The sequence below is a fragment of the Allobosea sp. P1_A7 genome (assembly GCF_056406775.1).
Window position 1 is genome coordinate 1 of sequence record NZ_JBFTZN010000127.1, and the last position, 15426, is coordinate 15426.

17 protein-coding genes and 1 tRNA gene are annotated in these 15426 nt (G+C 64.2%); 15 read left to right on the plus strand and 3 right to left on the minus strand.

The features are described from left to right. Nucleotides 1–554 precede the first annotated feature (554 nt). From AC1D34_RS21020 to AC1D34_RS21030, 3 genes are all read right to left on the minus strand, one after another. Nucleotides 555–630, minus strand: a tRNA-Val gene (locus AC1D34_RS21020). An 81-nt stretch (nucleotides 631–711) separates the two neighbouring features. Next, nucleotides 712–1341, minus strand: a complete 630-nt coding sequence (locus AC1D34_RS21025) for a YcbK family protein (protein WP_441505501.1) — start codon at nucleotides 1339–1341, stop codon at nucleotides 712–714. Nucleotides 1342–1405: 64 nt separating this feature from the next. Then, nucleotides 1406–1729 (minus strand): HdeA/HdeB family chaperone, encoded by a 324-nt coding sequence (locus AC1D34_RS21030; RefSeq protein ID WP_441505502.1) that lies wholly within the window; start codon nucleotides 1727–1729, stop codon nucleotides 1406–1408. A 243-nt stretch (nucleotides 1730–1972) separates the two neighbouring features. Here AC1D34_RS21030 and AC1D34_RS21035 point away from each other — a divergent pair, with 243 nt between their 5' ends. From AC1D34_RS21035 to AC1D34_RS21105, 15 genes are all read left to right on the plus strand, one after another. Further along, nucleotides 1973–2353, plus strand: a complete 381-nt coding sequence (locus AC1D34_RS21035; protein ID WP_069882720.1) for an NADH-quinone oxidoreductase subunit A — start codon at nucleotides 1973–1975, stop codon at nucleotides 2351–2353. A 65-nt stretch (nucleotides 2354–2418) separates the two neighbouring features. Continuing rightward, entirely contained in the window at nucleotides 2419–3003 is a 585-nt protein-coding gene (locus tag AC1D34_RS21040) for a NuoB/complex I 20 kDa subunit family protein (RefSeq protein ID WP_069880655.1), read from the plus strand. Nucleotides 3004–3071: 68 nt separating this feature from the next. Next, nucleotides 3072–3677: an NADH-quinone oxidoreductase subunit C gene (locus AC1D34_RS21045; RefSeq protein ID WP_441505503.1), complete on the plus strand. Its 606-nt coding sequence runs from the start codon at nucleotides 3072–3074 to the stop codon at nucleotides 3675–3677. Between the two features lie 5 nt (nucleotides 3678–3682). Beyond that, nucleotides 3683–4117 (plus strand): GFA family protein, encoded by a 435-nt coding sequence (locus AC1D34_RS21050; RefSeq protein WP_476825223.1) that lies wholly within the window; start codon nucleotides 3683–3685, stop codon nucleotides 4115–4117. Between the two features lie 2 nt (nucleotides 4118–4119). Next, nucleotides 4120–5310: an NADH-quinone oxidoreductase subunit D gene (locus AC1D34_RS21055; RefSeq protein ID WP_069880658.1), complete on the plus strand. Its 1191-nt coding sequence runs from the start codon at nucleotides 4120–4122 to the stop codon at nucleotides 5308–5310. Then, on the plus strand, nucleotides 5310–6254 hold the full coding sequence (nuoE, locus tag AC1D34_RS21060; RefSeq protein ID WP_441505504.1) for an NADH-quinone oxidoreductase subunit NuoE: 945 nt from the start codon (nucleotides 5310–5312) through the stop codon (nucleotides 6252–6254). The genes AC1D34_RS21055 and nuoE overlap by 1 nt, the downstream gene beginning before the upstream one ends. Nucleotides 6255–6262: 8 nt before the next feature. After that, entirely contained in the window at nucleotides 6263–7567 is a 1305-nt protein-coding gene (nuoF, locus tag AC1D34_RS21065; protein ID WP_476825224.1) for an NADH-quinone oxidoreductase subunit NuoF, read from the plus strand. 4 nt (nucleotides 7568–7571) lie between these two features. After that, nucleotides 7572–9635: an NADH-quinone oxidoreductase subunit NuoG gene (nuoG, locus tag AC1D34_RS21070; protein WP_441505505.1), complete on the plus strand. Its 2064-nt coding sequence runs from the start codon at nucleotides 7572–7574 to the stop codon at nucleotides 9633–9635. A 6-nt stretch (nucleotides 9636–9641) separates the two neighbouring features. Further along, complete coding sequence (gene nuoH / locus AC1D34_RS21075; protein ID WP_113518450.1) at nucleotides 9642–10661, plus strand: NADH-quinone oxidoreductase subunit NuoH; 1020 nt, start codon at nucleotides 9642–9644, stop codon at nucleotides 10659–10661. Further along, nucleotides 10661–10903 (plus strand): hypothetical protein, encoded by a 243-nt coding sequence (locus tag AC1D34_RS21080; protein ID WP_441505506.1) that lies wholly within the window; start codon nucleotides 10661–10663, stop codon nucleotides 10901–10903. The genes nuoH and AC1D34_RS21080 overlap by 1 nt, the downstream gene beginning before the upstream one ends. Before the next feature lie 22 nt (nucleotides 10904–10925). After that, on the plus strand, nucleotides 10926–11414 hold the full coding sequence (gene nuoI, locus AC1D34_RS21085; protein ID WP_043236790.1) for an NADH-quinone oxidoreductase subunit NuoI: 489 nt from the start codon (nucleotides 10926–10928) through the stop codon (nucleotides 11412–11414). Between the two features lie 181 nt (nucleotides 11415–11595). Continuing rightward, on the plus strand, nucleotides 11596–12219 hold the full coding sequence (locus AC1D34_RS21090) for an NADH-quinone oxidoreductase subunit J (RefSeq protein WP_113518452.1): 624 nt from the start codon (nucleotides 11596–11598) through the stop codon (nucleotides 12217–12219). Continuing rightward, nucleotides 12216–12524, plus strand: coding sequence for an NADH-quinone oxidoreductase subunit NuoK (gene nuoK / locus AC1D34_RS21095; protein WP_043236787.1), 309 nt, complete (start codon nucleotides 12216–12218; stop codon nucleotides 12522–12524). Before AC1D34_RS21090 ends, nuoK begins: the two co-directional genes overlap by 4 nt. Before the next feature lie 27 nt (nucleotides 12525–12551). Continuing rightward, nucleotides 12552–14603 carry an NADH-quinone oxidoreductase subunit L gene (gene nuoL / locus AC1D34_RS21100; RefSeq protein WP_476825225.1) on the plus strand — a complete coding sequence of 684 codons (2052 nt, stop codon included), beginning with the start codon at nucleotides 12552–12554 and terminating at the stop codon, nucleotides 14601–14603. Nucleotides 14604–14607: 4 nt separating this feature from the next. After that, the coding region (locus AC1D34_RS21105; protein ID WP_476825226.1) for an NADH-quinone oxidoreductase subunit M at nucleotides 14608–15426 on the plus strand (819 nt) is incomplete at its 3' end.

Genomic DNA, 15426 nt, shown 5'->3' on the forward strand with positions numbered 1-15426 from the left:
CATACTGGGCTGTCTCGATGGCGCGATCCGTCAGATCTCCCGGCGATGATCGGTGCGGGGCGACACGATCGGAAAACTGCTCGAACAGCTGAGCGAAACGACGGGGCACGGTCCAGGGGAGGCGCCAGCAGCTCTCATCTCCCCGGCCCTGGACTGGTCGGATTGTGCGGATGGCAGCGAGCGTGGCTGTTGATCCTCGTCTTGCTGCTGCTGTGGGTGGCTCCCTGGATCATCGTGCACGTCACGAGAACGGCGTCCCTGTGAACGGCTCGGCGACCTCTGCGGCGTTATCCGCGCGCACAGGATGACGACACTTCACGGCCGGTGCCTTGCAAAAGGGTCAAAGGGCCGTCGCATGTACGGTGCAATCAACCACCCAGCCGATCGAGCGTGCAGAACAGGGCTATGGGCAGGATCGACACCCGTTGCCGCGACAGCCTGAACGAATTCCTGGGGGCGGCAATCGCGGACGGAATGGGGCTAGATGAGCACACCGGCCGCGCGCTCTGCCGGAAGCAGGGCGGGAACTGGCCTGAATTCATGGTGCTGGGCGCTGGTGGGCGGTGACGGGCTCGAACCGCCGACCCTCTCGGTGTAAACGAGATGCTCTACCAACTGAGCTAACCGCCCCTCCGAGTTGCGGTTTAAGGCTTCATCGCCGCGCCTTCAAGCCTTGAGAGCGGGGGAAGCCAGGATAAGGCCTCACCAGTCTCACCAGGGCCGGCGTGGTCCGGTGTCGATGTGGATAAGTCCGTTCCAATAGACCTTGTGGCCGCCGACCTCCGGCAGCGAGCGGGCATAGTCGAGCACGACGCGCGGCCGCACGCCGGGTACGCGGAAATCCATGGCCTCACAGCGCTTATGATAGGAGCCGCGCCGGGCGCGCCAGGGCGGCCGCCAGGTCGAGGTCACCTTCACGGCTCCGTACTTGTCGGCAATCTTGCCGAGAATCGATTTGAGCAATTGCGGCAGGCAGGCGGTCGAGGTGCCGGGGTCAGTCGAGATGCCCGGCCGGTCCGGTTTTTCGTCCGGATCGAAGGCCGGCTCCGCTCCGGCCTTCTGGCCGGGTGTCAGCTTCGGCCATTCCGGGCCTTCATCTTCATCGGGCTCCGTGACGGCAGGCGAATTCGGGGCCGGCGGAGAATCGGCCTGCTCGGCGACTGGCACGGGAGTAAGAACCGGGGCGGCCGGGGGAGGGACCACGATGGCAGGCATCGCCGCCTTTGCCGGCAGGTCCAGATCGAAGGGCCGTCCGGGCGGGAGCGGCGCCAGCATCATCTGGCCGTCCTCTGCGCCGGCGTGAGATGCCGACAAGGCGAAGACGATCGCGAGCAGCGGCAACGGGAACCTGAGCGGCAGAGGCGATCCGATATTTCCTGTAGGCAAGGGCTTAGGCAAAGGCATCTCAGGGGGTGGGCGCTGGCAGGAAGACGGCGCGTGTCTCGGCGCCGAGGAGCGGAAGCTGCGGCGTCTTTGCGCAGAGCGAGAGAAGTTCGGCAGGCGCCGCGGTGACCTTCTCGACGTCGAGCAACGGACGCTGCGCACCGCCGGCATAATAGCCGGCGAGCCACAGCACGAGCTGACTCTGGTCGTTGCTGATCATGGCGCTGAACTCGGCGCAGGTCGCGCGGGCGAGATCGATACTCTCGGCATGTGTTGCGCCGGCGGGGGCGAGCAAGCTCCCGGCCAGAGTCGCGAGCGCCGCGATACGGTGGAGTGGTCGGACCATGCGTCTCGCTCCTGGGGCGGCTGATTCCCGCAATAAAGCCGATTCGTAACCATCTTGTCGCGGCGTGCGCCTGCTACTTGGTGCGAGCTATCGGTTTTGCGGTAAAAATTGCGTGCAATGCGTCTGGTTCATTGCCGTGGCGCGGTTGTGCGACGCGGCGAACCCTTGCGTGATTCTAGAGTAGGGGCTAATCGACTGCCGATGCGTGTGCCGCGGGTCTGGGCCCGCGAAGCGAGGTTGTCCATGCAAGCATTACCTGTACCGTCCTTGCTGAGCGACTACCTGCCGCTGGCCATCTTCATCGGCGTTTCCATGGTCATCGGTCTTGCGCTGCTGATCGCACCGTTCGCCGTCGCGTATTCAAAACCGGACGCTGAAAAGCTCTCCGCCTATGAGTGCGGTTTCAACGCGTTCGATGACGCGCGCATGAAGTTCGATGTCCGCTTCTATCTGGTCTCGATCCTGTTCATCATCTTCGATCTCGAGGTCGCCTTCCTGTTTCCCTGGGCGGTCGCGTTCGGCGATCTCGGCTGGTATGGTTTTTGGTCAATGATGATCTTTTTGGGCGTCCTGACCGTCGGATTCGTCTACGAATGGCGCAAGGGCGCGTTGGAGTGGGACTAACCGCCGGCTCGCGAGGCGCCGCCTCGGTGTTGATCTGACGGTAACGGGTTCACAAGGGTAGTTTCATGGCAATCACAGCGATCGACCGCGGCGATCCGCTCGTCGCGCCCGCGCCCCGGGGGCTGCTCGGCCCGGACGGGAAGCCGGTGGGTGCGCGCGATCCCTTCTTCGTCGAGATCAACAACGAACTCGCGGACAAGGGTTTCCTCGTCACGGCGACCGACGACCTGATCAACTGGTCGCGTACCGGATCGCTGATGTGGATGACCTTCGGCCTCGCCTGTTGCGCCGTCGAGATGATGCAGCTGTCGATGCCGCGCTATGACGTCGAGCGCTTCGGCTTCGCGCCACGCGCGTCCCCGCGCCAGTCCGACGTGATGATCGTTGCCGGAACGCTGACCAACAAGATGGCTCCGGCGCTGCGCAAGGTCTATGACCAGATGCCCGAGCCGCGCTACGTCATCTCGATGGGCTCCTGCGCCAATGGCGGCGGCTATTACCACTATAGCTACTCGGTGGTGCGCGGCTGCGACCGCATCGTGCCGATCGACATCTATGTGCCCGGCTGCCCCCCGACTGCGGAAGCGCTGCTCTATGGCGTGCTGCTACTGCAGAAGAAGATTCGGCGTACCGGCACGATCGAACGCTAACGCCCCCGCACCCTGGCGGGGATTGCTCCGGTCGTGACGATGCGAGCGGCGAAAAGGTTGAGGTTGAGATGAGCGAAGAGCTCGTGACACTCGGTGAAGAGATCAAGGCTGCGCTGCCCGGCGCGGTCGTGAACGCTGTCGTCGCCTTCGATGAGCTGACGGTCGAGGCCGAGGCTGCGTCGATCGTCCAGGTCATGGCGACGCTTCGCGACGATCCGCGCTTTCGCTTCGTGAACTTCACCGATATCGCCGGCGCCGATTATCCCGCACGCGAGAAGCGCTTCGACGTCGTCTATCATCTGCTGTCGCCGCGCCATAACCGGCGTATCCGCGTCAAGGTGCAGACCGACGAGGCGATCCCGGTTCCGTCGATCATCGATGTCTTCCCGGCCGCGAACTGGTACGAGCGCGAGGCCTATGACTTCTATGGAATCCTGTTCTCGGGGCACCCGGATCTGCGTCGAATCCTCACCGATTACGGGTTCGAGGGCTATCCGCTGCGCAAGGACTTCCCGCTGACCGGCTTCGTCGAGGTTCGCTATGACGACGAGCAGAAGCGGGTCGTCTACGAACCCGTGAAGCTCAGCCAGGAATTCAGGAATTTCGACTTTTTGAGTCCCTGGGAAGGCACGGATTACGTGCTGCCAGGTGACGAGAAGGCGAAGGGAGCCTGAACGCGATGGCTGCTGCCGACAAATCCCTGTCCGGAGGCTGTCTCTGCGGTGCGGTCCGCTTTGCGGCCGTGCCGGAGAAGCTGGAAATGGATGTCTGCCATTGCGGCATGTGCCGGAAATGGAGCGGCGGCACCTTCATGGCCGTGCCATGCACCGGGGTCACGGTAGACGATGACGCGTCGCTCAGCGTGTATCCGTCGTCCGACTGGGGCGAGCGCGTGTTCTGCAGGACCTGCGGCTCCAGCCTGTTCTGGCGGCTGCGCGGCGGAGAGGGGCATGTCGCCGTCTCCTTGCAGAGCTTCGACGACCTTTCGCCCTTTGCCTTCACCGAAGAAATCTTCATCGACGAGAAGCCAGCGCTCTATGCCTTTGCAGGAGAGCGGCCGCGCAAGACCGGCRCGCAGGTCGTCGCCGAATTCGCCGCGAAACAGGCGGGCTGAGAATGACCGAGCACAACATCCGCAATTTCTCGATCAATTTCGGGCCGCAGCACCCGGCGGCACACGGCGTGCTGCGCCTCGTGTTGGAGCTCGACGGTGAGATCGTCGAGCGCGTCGATCCGCATATCGGCTTGCTGCATCGCGGCACCGAGAAGCTGATCGAAGCCAAGACCTATCTGCAGGCGCTGCCCTATTTCGACCGGCTCGACTATGTCGCGCCGATGAACCAGGAGCATGCCTATTCGCTCGCGGTCGAGAAGCTGATGGGGGTGACCGTGCCGCGGCGCGGCCAGCTCATCCGCGTGCTCTATTCCGAGATCGGCCGCATCCTCTCGCATATCCTCAACGTCACCACGCAGGCGATGGACGTCGGTGCGCTGACGCCGCCGCTCTGGGGCTTCGAGGAACGCGAGAAGCTGATGATCTTCTATGAGCGGGCCTGTGGCGCGCGCATGCATGCGGCCTATGTCCGGCCGGGCGGCGTTCACCAGGACCTGCCGCCCTCGCTGATCCACGATATCGCCGAATGGTGCGACCCCTTCCTCAAGGTCTGCGACGACCTCGAAGGACTGCTCACCGACAATCGCATCTTCAAGCAGCGCAATGTCGATATCGGCGTCGTCGATCTCGACACCTGCTGGAAATGGGGCTTCTCGGGCGTGATGGTGCGCGGCTCCGGCGCCGCCTGGGACCTGCGCAAGAGCCAGCCTTACGAATGCTATGAGGAGATGGAATTCGACATCCCCATCGGCAAGAACGGCGACTGCTACGACCGCTACTGCATCCGCATGGAAGAGATGCGCCAATCCGTGCGCATCATGAAGCAGTGCTGCGAGAAGCTGCTGGCTGCCGATGGTGGCGGCCCGGTCTCCTCGCTGGACGGCAAGATGGTGCCGCCGAAGCGCGGCGAGATGAAGCGCTCGATGGAAGCGCTCATCCATCATTTCAAGCTCTACACCGAGGGCTACAAGGTCCCCGAAGGCGAGGTCTATGCCGCCGTCGAAGCGCCAAAGGGCGAGTTCGGCGTCTATCTCGTCTCCGACGGAACCAACAAGCCCTATCGCTGCAAGATCAAGGCTCCGGGCTTCGCCCATCTCCAGGCCATGGATTTCATGTGCCGCAAGCACATGCTGGCGGACGTCTCCGCAATCCTCGGCTCTCTCGACATCGTTTTTGGTGAGGTGGACCGCTAATGTCCGTCCGTCGTCTCGCGCCCGATCACGTTCAACCCGCGTCCTTCGCCTTCACTGCGGCGAACGAGAACTGGGCTGATCAGCAGATCGCCAAATATCCGGAAGGCCGGCAGGCTTCCGCCGTGATTCCGCTGTTGTGGAAGGCCCAGGAACAGCATCACGGCTGGGTTCCGCGCGCCGCGATCGAGGCCGTGGCGAAGAAGCTCGCGATGGCACCGATGCGCGTGCTGGAGATCGCGACCTTCTACACCATGTTCAATCTGCAGCCGGTCGGAGCCCATTTCATCCAGCTCTGCGGCACGACCCCTTGCGCGCTGCGCGGAGCCGAGGCGCTGAAGAAGGTCTGCGAGGACGTCATCGGCCCGCAATCGACCGTATCTGCCGATGGCAAGCTGTCCTGGCTCGAGGTCGAATGCCTCGGCGCCTGCTGCAACGCCCCGATGGCGCAGGTCAATTTCGACTATTACGAAGACCTGACGCCCGAGAATTTCCGCGCGCTCCTCGACGATCTGCGACATGATCGGCCGACGAAGCCCGGCCCGCAGATCGACCGCTCCTGCTCGGAACCGGTCGGCGGTGGCGAAACGCTGAAGGATCCGGGCCTTTATGACGGCTCCGTGATCGGGGCCGGCAACTGGCAGGCTCGCGTCACCGAACAGCGCAAGGCAGCGGCCGAGGCTGCAGCTGCCACGGCTGCGGCGGAGGCAGCGGCCAAGGCGGCTGAGGCGACGCCGGCAGCGGTTGCGACCAAGCTTGCTACCGAGACGGCGGCTCCCGCCCGTCCGAAGCCTTCTTCCCCGGCCCAGCCTGCGGGCTCCGCGCAGGACACACCGGCAGCCGGCGGCAAGGTCGACAAGGACGCCGTTGCTGAATCTGCGAAGCCGGCCGATGCGCCGGCGCGCCGTACGCGCGCTGCCAAGCCCAGCGACAAGCCGAAAGAGTGAGGCGAGACATGCTCGCAGATCGCGACCGCATCTTTACGAACCTCTACGGCCGGCACGACCTGTCGCTGAAGGGCGCCATGGCGCGTGGCGCCTGGGACGGCACCAAGTTCCTGCTCGAGCAGGGGCGCGACTGGATCATCGACGAGATGAAGCGCTCGGGCCTGCGCGGGCGCGGCGGCGCCGGCTTCCCGACCGGACTCAAGTGGTCGTTCATGCCGAAGCAGAACGACGGGCGTCCGCATTACCTCGTCGTCAATGCCGACGAATCGGAGCCCGGCACCTGCAAGGACCGCGAGATCATGCGCAACGACCCGCATACGCTGGTCGAAGGCTGCCTGATCGCTTCCTTCGCGATGGGCGCGCATGCGGCCTACATCTATATTCGCGGTGAGTATGTCCGTGAGCGCGAGGCGTTGCAGCGCGCCGTCGACGAGGCCTATGCGGCAAACCTCATCGGCAAGAACAACAAGCACGGCTATCCATTTGATCTCTATGTGCATCACGGCGCCGGCGCCTATATCTGCGGCGAAGAGACGGCGCTGCTGGAGAGTCTCGAAGGCAAGAAGGGCATGCCGCGGCTGAAGCCGCCATTCCCGGCCAATGTCGGCCTCTATGGCTGCCCGACCACCGTCAACAACGTCGAGTCGATTGCGGTGGCGCCGACCATCCTGCGCCGCGGCGCGAGCTGGTTCTCCTCGCTCGGCAATCCAAACAATGTCGGCACCAAGCTGTTCTGCGTCTCGGGCCATGTGAACAAGCCCTGCAACGTCGAAGAGGTGATGGGCATCCCGTTCCGCGAGCTGATCGACCGCCATTGCGGCGGCATCCGCGGCGGCTGGGACAATCTGCTCGCTGTCATCCCCGGCGGCTCTTCCGTGCGCATGGTGCCCGCCGAGCAGATCATCGACACGCCGATGGATTTCGATTCGCTCTCGAAGCTGCGCTCGGGCCTTGGCACCGCCGCGGTGATCGTCATGGACAAGTCGACCGATATCGTCCGCGCCATTGCCCGCATCAGCTATTTCTACAAGCATGAGAGCTGCGGCCAGTGCACGCCGTGCCGCGAGGGCACGGGCTGGATGTGGCGCGTGCTCAACCGCATGGCCGAGGGCAGGGCGCAGAAACGCGAGATCGACATGCTGCTGGACGTCACCAAGCAGGTCGAAGGCCACACGATCTGCGCGCTCGGCGATGCCGCGGCCTGGCCGWTCCAGGGGCTGATCGCGCATTTCCGTCACGAGATCGAAAAGCGCATCGACGATTATGCCGCCAATCCGCATTCCGAGCCGGCGCGGCTGATGGCGGCGGAGTAAGACCATGACCAAACTCGTCATCGACGGCATCGAGGTCGACGTCCCGGCCGATTACACCGTGCTCCAGGCCTGCGAGGCTGCCGGCGCCGAGGTGCCGCGCTTCTGCTTCCATGAGCGCCTCTCGATCGCCGGCAATTGCCGCATGTGCCTCGTCGAGGTGAAGGGCGGGCCGCCGAAGCCCCAGGCCTCCTGCGCCATCGGCGTGCGCGACCTGCGCCCCGGCCCGAATGGCGAGCCGCCGGTCGTCTCGACCAAGTCGCCGATGGTCAAGAAGGCGCGCGAAGGGGTGATGGAGTTCCTGCTCATCAACCACCCGCTCGACTGCCCGATCTGCGACCAGGGCGGCGAATGCGACCTGCAGGACCAGGCGATGGCCTATGGCGTGGACAATTCCCGCTATGCCGAGAACAAGCGTGCGGTCGAGGACAAGTATATCGGCCCGTTGGTGAAGACGACGATGACGCGCTGCATCCACTGCACGCGCTGTGTCCGCTTTACCACCGAAGTCGCCGGCGGCACCGATCTCGGCGCCATTGGCCGCGGCGAGGACATGGAGATCACGACCTATCTCGAACAGGCGATGGGTTCGGAACTCCAGGGCAACATCGTCGATCTTTGCCCGGTCGGCGCGCTGACCTCGCGGCCCTACCAGAACAAGGCCCGACCCTGGGAGCTGACCAAGACCGAATCCGTCGACGTGATGGATGCGGTCGGCTCGGCCATCCGGGTCGATTCCCGCGGCCGCGAGGTGATGCGCATCCTGCCGCGCGTCAACGAGGCGGTGAACGAGGAGTGGATTTCCGACAAGACCCGCCATGTCGTCGACGGCCTGCGCACGCAGCGTCTCGACCGGCCCTATATCCGGCAGAACGGCGCGCTGAAGCCTGCAAGCTGGAACGAGGCCTTTGCGCTGATCGCGGACCGGCTGAACGCGACCGGGCCTGAGCGCGTTGGCGCGATCGTCGGCGACCTTGCCGCGGTCGAGGAGGTTTTCGCGCTGAAGAGCCTGATGGTCGCGCTTGGCGTCGGCAATATCGACAGCCGCCAGGATGGGACGAAGCTGCATCCCAAGCATGGTCGCGCCAGCTACCTCCTCAATGCCGGCATCGCCGGGATCGAGGATGCAACCTCGCTGCTGATCATCGGCGCCAATCCGCGCAGGGAAGCGCCGATCCTCAACGCCCGCATCCGCAAGCGCTGGCTGCGCGGTGACTTCAAGGTCTCGCTGATCGGCGAACAGGCCGATCTGACCTACGCCCATGACTATCTCGGCGCTGGTCCCGAGACCCTCGCCGATCTCGTCAAGCGCGCTCCGGCTGCCGGCGACAAGCCGATGGTTCTGGTCGGGCAGGGCGCTCTCGCCCGCGCGGACGGCGACGCGATCCTCTCGCTCGCCGCCAAGGCGGCACAGGTGCTGGGCGCGGTCAAGGACGGCTGGAACGGCTTCGGCGTGCTGCACACCGCAGCCGCCCGCGTCGGTGCGCTCGATCTCGGCTTCGTGCCGGGCGAGGGTGCACTCGATGTCGCCGGCATGGTTTCGCCCGGCGCACTCGATGTGCTGTTCCTGCTCGGCGCCGACGAGGTCGAAGTCCCGGCCGGGGCTTTCGTGATCTATCAGGGTACCCATGGCGACCGTGGCGCGCATCGCGCTGATGTCATCCTCCCGGGCGCCACCTATACCGAGAAGTCCGGCACCTATGCCAACACCGAGGGCAGGGTGCAGATGACCGATCGTGCCACTTTCCCGCCGGGCGATGCCCGCGAGGATTGGGCGATCCTGCGGGCGCTCTCCGGTGTGCTCGGCAAGACCTTGCCCTTCGACTCGCTCGCGGCGCTGCGCCAGGCACTCTACGCTGCCCATCCCCATTTCGCCGGGCTCGATACGCTTCCGGCGGCTGACGCCTCTTCGCTTGGCGCCCTTGCGGGACTTGGCGGCAAGACCGACAAGGCTGGCTTCGCCTCGCCGGTCGCTGATTTCTACCAGACCAACCCTATCGCGCGTGCCTCGGCCGTGATGGCGGAATGCTCGGCGCTGGCCTCCGGCCGGATGCGGCAGGCGGCGGAGTAAGGCCAGATGAACTGGGATATCGTCCTCGATCTCGCGATCATTCTCGGCAAGAGCCTGCTGCTGCTGGTTTGCCTGCTCGTCTTCATCGCCTTCATCCTGCTGGCGGACCGCAAGATCTGGGCGGCGGTGCAGCTTCGGCGCGGCCCGAACGTGGTCGGGCCGTTCGGCCTGTTCCAGAGTTTCGCCGACCTGCTGAAATTCGTCTTCAAGGAGCCGATCGTCCCGTCGAGCTCCAACAAGGGCGTCTTCCTGCTCGCCCCGCTGGTCTCCTGCGTGCTCTCGCTCGCGGCCTGGGCGGTCATCCCGGTCGCGGATGGCTGGGCGATCGCCGACATCAATGTCGGCATCCTCTACATCTTCGCGATCTCGTCGCTCGGCGTCTATGGCGTGATCATGGGCGGCTGGGCCTCGAACTCGAAATACCCGTTCCTCGGCGCCCTGCGCTCAGCGGCCCAGATGGTCTCCTACGAAGTCTCGATCGGCTTCGTCATCATCACCGTCCTGCTCTGCGTCGGCTCGCTGAACCTGTCAGCCATCGTGGAGGCGCAGAACACGAGCTGGGGCATGCTGCGCTGGTTCTTCCTGCCGCTGTTCCCGATGTTCGTGGTCTTCTTCATCTCGGCCCTGGCCGAGACGAACCGGCCGCCCTTCGATCTGCCGGAAGCGGAGTCCGAGCTCGTCGCCGGCTTCATGGTCGAGTACTCCTCGACGCCGTATCTGCTGTTCATGCTCGGCGAATACGTGGCGATCATGACCATGTGCTCGCTGACCACGATCCTGTTCCTCGGGGGGTGGCTGCCGCCGTTCCCGATCGCGCCCTTCACCTGGCTGCCCGGCGTGTTCTGGTTCGCGCTCAAAATCTGCCTGGTGTTCTTCATGTTCGCCATGGTGAAGGCCTTCGTGCCGCGCTACCGCTATGACCAGCTGATGCGCCTCGGTTGGAAGGTGTTCCTGCCGATCTCCCTGGTCTCGGTGGTGGTCGTGGCGGCAGTGCTGCAGATCACTGGCTGGGGGCCGGTGCGCTGATGGAATTATCCGCTGCGGGGCTGATCGGCGCTGCCGTCGGTCTGGTCCTGGGGTGGGTGGACTACAAGGTCGTCGGAGATCTCGTCGAGCGCGCGCTGCGCCGGACGGACACCTCGACGACACGCGAGGAGAAGGACGATTACGAACGGCGCATCAGGCTGTTCAGGATCGTCTTTCTGATCGGCACCATGGGGTTCTTCCCCATTCTGGGTTACCTGCTCGGCCGTCTGCTGTTCGGTTGAGTTTGTGAAGAGGATGAGAGCGATGTCACTCGCGCAAGCCGCCAAAGGGCTGCTTCTCAAGGAGTTCGTTTCGGCGTTCTTCCTGTCGATGCGCTATTTCTTCAAGCCGAAGGCGACGCTCAACTATCCCTTCGAGAAGGGCGTGCTTTCGCCGCGCTTCCGCGGCGAGCATGCGTTGCGCCGTTATCCCAATGGCGAGGAGCGCTGCATTGCCTGCAAGCTCTGCGAGGCGATCTGCCCGGCCCAGGCCATCACGATCGAGGCCGGTCCGCGACGCAATGACGGCACGCGTCGCACCACGCGCTACGACATCGACATGACGAAGTGCATCTATTGCGGCTTCTGTCAGGAAGCCTGCCCGGTGGACGCCATCGTCGAGGGGCCGAACTTCGAATTCGCGACCGAAACCCGCGAAGAACTGTTCTACGACAAGGCAAAACTGCTGGCGAACGGTGATCGCTGGGAGCGCGAGATCGCGCGCAACATCGCGATGGATGCGCCGTATCGCTGAGGCGGTGAAGACCTCCGCGGCTCCGGGCATCCGGGGCAGCGGGCAGGGATGACGAGGGATGGGGAGCGTCGCGCGGTTGTCGCGTCCGGCGGGCCTCTCTATAGACGCTCAAAACTGTGCCTGACTCGCTCGGGCACGCTTGAAACGAGGGCCGCCCGCAAGGGCGGAAGGGCTGACCGAGATGAACGCCGCAGCGGCATTCTTCTATCTGTTCTCTGGCATCACCGTCGCTTCGGCGTTCATGGTGGTGTCGTCGCGCAACCCCGTTCATTCGGTGCTGTTCCTGATCCTGGCCTTCGTCAATGCGGCTGGCCTGTTCCTGCTGCTCGGGGCCGAGTTCCTCGCGATGCTGCTGGTCGTCGTCTATGTCGGCGCGGTCGCGGTGCTCTTCCTCTTCGTGGTGATGATGCTCGACGTCGACTTCGCCGAGTTCCGCCAGGGCTTCCTGAACTACCTGCCGGTCGGGGCGCTGGTCGGGCTGATCTTCCTGGTCGAACTGCTGCTGGTGGTTGGCGCCTGGGTGATCGATCCGAAGATCGTCAGCACGCCCGTCGCCGCGATCCCGGCCAATATCAGCAACACCGAGGCGCTCGGCCAGGTGCTTTACACCCAGTATGTCTATTACTTCCAGGCGGCCGGTCTGGTGCTGCTCGTCGCCATGATCGGCGCGATCGTCCTGACGCTGCGCGACCGTCCCGGCGTCAAGCGCCAGAATGTCGTCGCCCAGAACGCCCGCACCAAGGAAACCGCGATGGAAGTGCGCAAGGTGCCCTCGCGCGCCGGCCTGCCTGAGGAGACCGTCTGATGATCGGCCTGGGACATTATCTCGCGGTCGGCGCGATCCTGTTCACGCTTGGCGTGCTCGGTATCTTCATCAACCGCAAGAACGTCATCGTCATCCTGATGTCGATCGAGCTCATCCTGCTCGCGGTCAACATCAACTTCGTGGCCTTCTCGTCGTTCATGAACGATCTCGTCGGCCAGGTCTTTGCGCTCCTGGTGTTGACTGTCGCGGCGGCGGAAGCCGCGATCGGCCTCGCCATTCTTGTCGTCTACTTCCGAAATCGCGGCACGATCGCGGTGGAAGACATCAACATGATGAAAGGCTGAGCGCGCCTGCGCGCCCTGCTAGCTGCCATGTATCACGCGATCGTCTTCCTCCCGCTCCTCGGCTTCCTGATCGCCGGCCTCTTCGGCCGGCTGATCGGATCACGCGCCTCGGAGATCGTCACCACCTCGCTGCTGATGGTCTCGGCCGTCCTGTCCTGGATCGCCTTCTTCAATGTCGGCTTCGGCGCGGGCACCACGCGCATCCAGGTGGCGACCTGGCTCGCATCCGCCGATCTGCGCGTCGACTGGGCTTTCCGCGTCGACACGCTGACAGCGGTCATGCTGGTCGTCGTCAACACCGTCTCCTCGCTCGTGCACCTCTACTCGATCGGCTACATGCACGAGGATCCGCACCGGCCGCGCTTCTTCGCCTATCTCTCGCTCTTCACCTTCGCCATGCTGATGCTGGTGACKGCGGACAACCTGGTCCAGATGTTCTTCGGTTGGGAAGGCGTCGGTCTCGCCTCCTATCTGCTGATCGGCTTCTGGTACCAGAAGCCCTCKGCGAACGCGGCTGCGATCAAGGCTTTCGTCGTCAACCGCGTCGGCGATTTCGGTTTCCTCCTCGGCCTCGCCCTGGTCTTCGTGCTGTTCGGCTCGGTCACCTTCGACAGCATCTTCCCGAAGGCGGGCGAACTGACCGGCCAGACCTTCCGGTTCCTCGGCTATGAGTGGAACGCGCTGACCCTGACCTGCCTGCTGCTGTTCATGGGCGCGATGGGCAAGTCGGCGCAGTTCCTGCTCCACACCTGGCTGCCTGACGCCATGGAAGGCCCGACTCCGGTCTCGGCACTGATTCATGCCGCGACCATGGTCACCGCCGGCGTCTTCATGGTGGCGCGCCTGTCGCCGATCTTCGAATATGCGCCGGTCGCAATGACCGTCGTCGTCGTCATCGGCGCAACCACCGCCTTTTTCGCGGCGACCGTCGGTCTGGTGCAGAACGACATCAAGCGCGTGATCGCCTATTCGACCTGCTCGCAGCTCGGCTACATGTTTGTCGCGCTGGGCGTCGGAGCGTATTCCGCCGGTATCTTCCACCTCTTCACCCACGCCTTCTTCAAGGCGCTGCTGTTCCTCGGGGCCGGCTCGGTCATCCACGCGATGCACCATGAGCAGGACATGCGCCGCATGGGTGGGCTGCGGAAATACATTCCCTTCACCGCGGCCGCGATGACGATCGGCACGCTGGCGCTGACCGGTTTCGGCATTCCCGGCACCATGTTCGGCTTCGCGGGCTTCTTCTCGAAGGACGCGATCATCGAGAGCGCCTTTGCGGCCAAGCATGGCTTCGCCACCGACTACGCCTTCGTGCTGCTGGTCGTGGCTGCCTGCTTCACCTCGTTCTACTCCTGGCGCCTGTATTTCATGACCTTCGAGGGGCGTCCACGCTGGGCCGACCACGGCCATGACGCGCATGGTCATGACGATCACGCTCATGCCGCGCACGCGCATGGTCACGATGACCATGCCCATRTCGGACATGGCCATGACGGTCACGGCGATCACGCGCACCAGCCGCATGAGAGCCCGCTCAGCATGCTCGTGCCGCTTGCGGTGCTCGCGCTCGGTGCCGTTGCCGCGGGCTTCGTCTTCAAGGAAGCCTTCATCGGCCACGACTACGAGCATTTCTGGAAGGCCTCGCTGTTCACCGGCAAGGACAACCACATCCTGCATGCGATGCACGAGGTTCCCGGCTGGGTCGTGGCCTCGCCCTTTATAGCGATGGTGCTCGGCTTCGTCGGCGCGCTCTACTGCTACGTGCTGCGCCCGGACGTGCCAGGCAAGCTCGCGAAGGCGAACCCTGTCCTGTACCGCTTCCTGCTCAACAAGTGGTATTTCGACGAGATCTACGACTTCCTGTTCGTTCGCCCGGCGAAATGGCTCGGCCGCTTCCTCTGGAAGAAGGGCGACGGCTTCATCATCGACGGTTTCGGCCCCGATGGCGTCTCGGCTCGGGTGGTCGATGTCACGAACCGCGTCGTCCGGCTGCAGACCGGTTTTGTCTATCACTATGCCTTCGCCATGCTGATCGGCGTCGCGGGCCTGGTGACCTGGTATTTGCTGACTCGCGGGTGAGATGATGTTCGGTTTCGGTATCCTCACCGGTCTACTCCTCCTGCCGCTGGTTGGCGYCGCCTTCATCCTGGCGCAGCGCGGCGACGAGGCTTCGGTCAGCTCCAACGCTCGCTATGTCGCGTTGGCGACGACGATCGCGACCTTCTTCCTGGCTTGCGTCGCCTGGGGCCGGTTCGACTCGGCCAATCCGGCCTTCCAGCTGGTGGAGACCCATGGCTGGGTCTCGGATGCGATCAGGTTCAAGCTCGGCGTCGACGGTTTCTCATTCCCGTTCGTGGTGCTGACCGCCTTCCTGATGCCGTTCTGCATCCTCGCGTCCTGGACGTCGGTCGAGAAGCGGGTTCGCGAATACATGGTCGCGTTCCTGATCCTCGAGACGCTGATGATCGGTGTCTTCGTCGCGCTCGACCTCGTGCTGTTCTACGTCTTCTTCGAAGCCGGCCTGATCCCGATGTTCCTGATCATCGGCATCTGGGGCGGCAAGCGCCGCGTCTACGCGTCCTACAAGTTCTTCCTCTACACGCTGCTCGGCTCGGTGCTGATGCTGCTCGCGCTGATGGCGATGTACTGGAATGCCGGTACCACCGACATCCCGACGCTGCTTGCGCATAAGTTCCCGGTCTCGATGCAGCCCTGGCTCTGGCTCGCCTTCTTCGCATCCTTCGCCGTGAAGATGCCGATGTGGCCGGTCCATACTTGGCTGCCTGACGCCCACGTGGAAGCACCGACCGCGGGCTCCGTCATCCTGGCGGCGATCCTGCTGAAGATGGGCGGCTACGGCTTCATCCGTTTCTCGATCCCGATGTTCCCAGAAGCCTCAGCG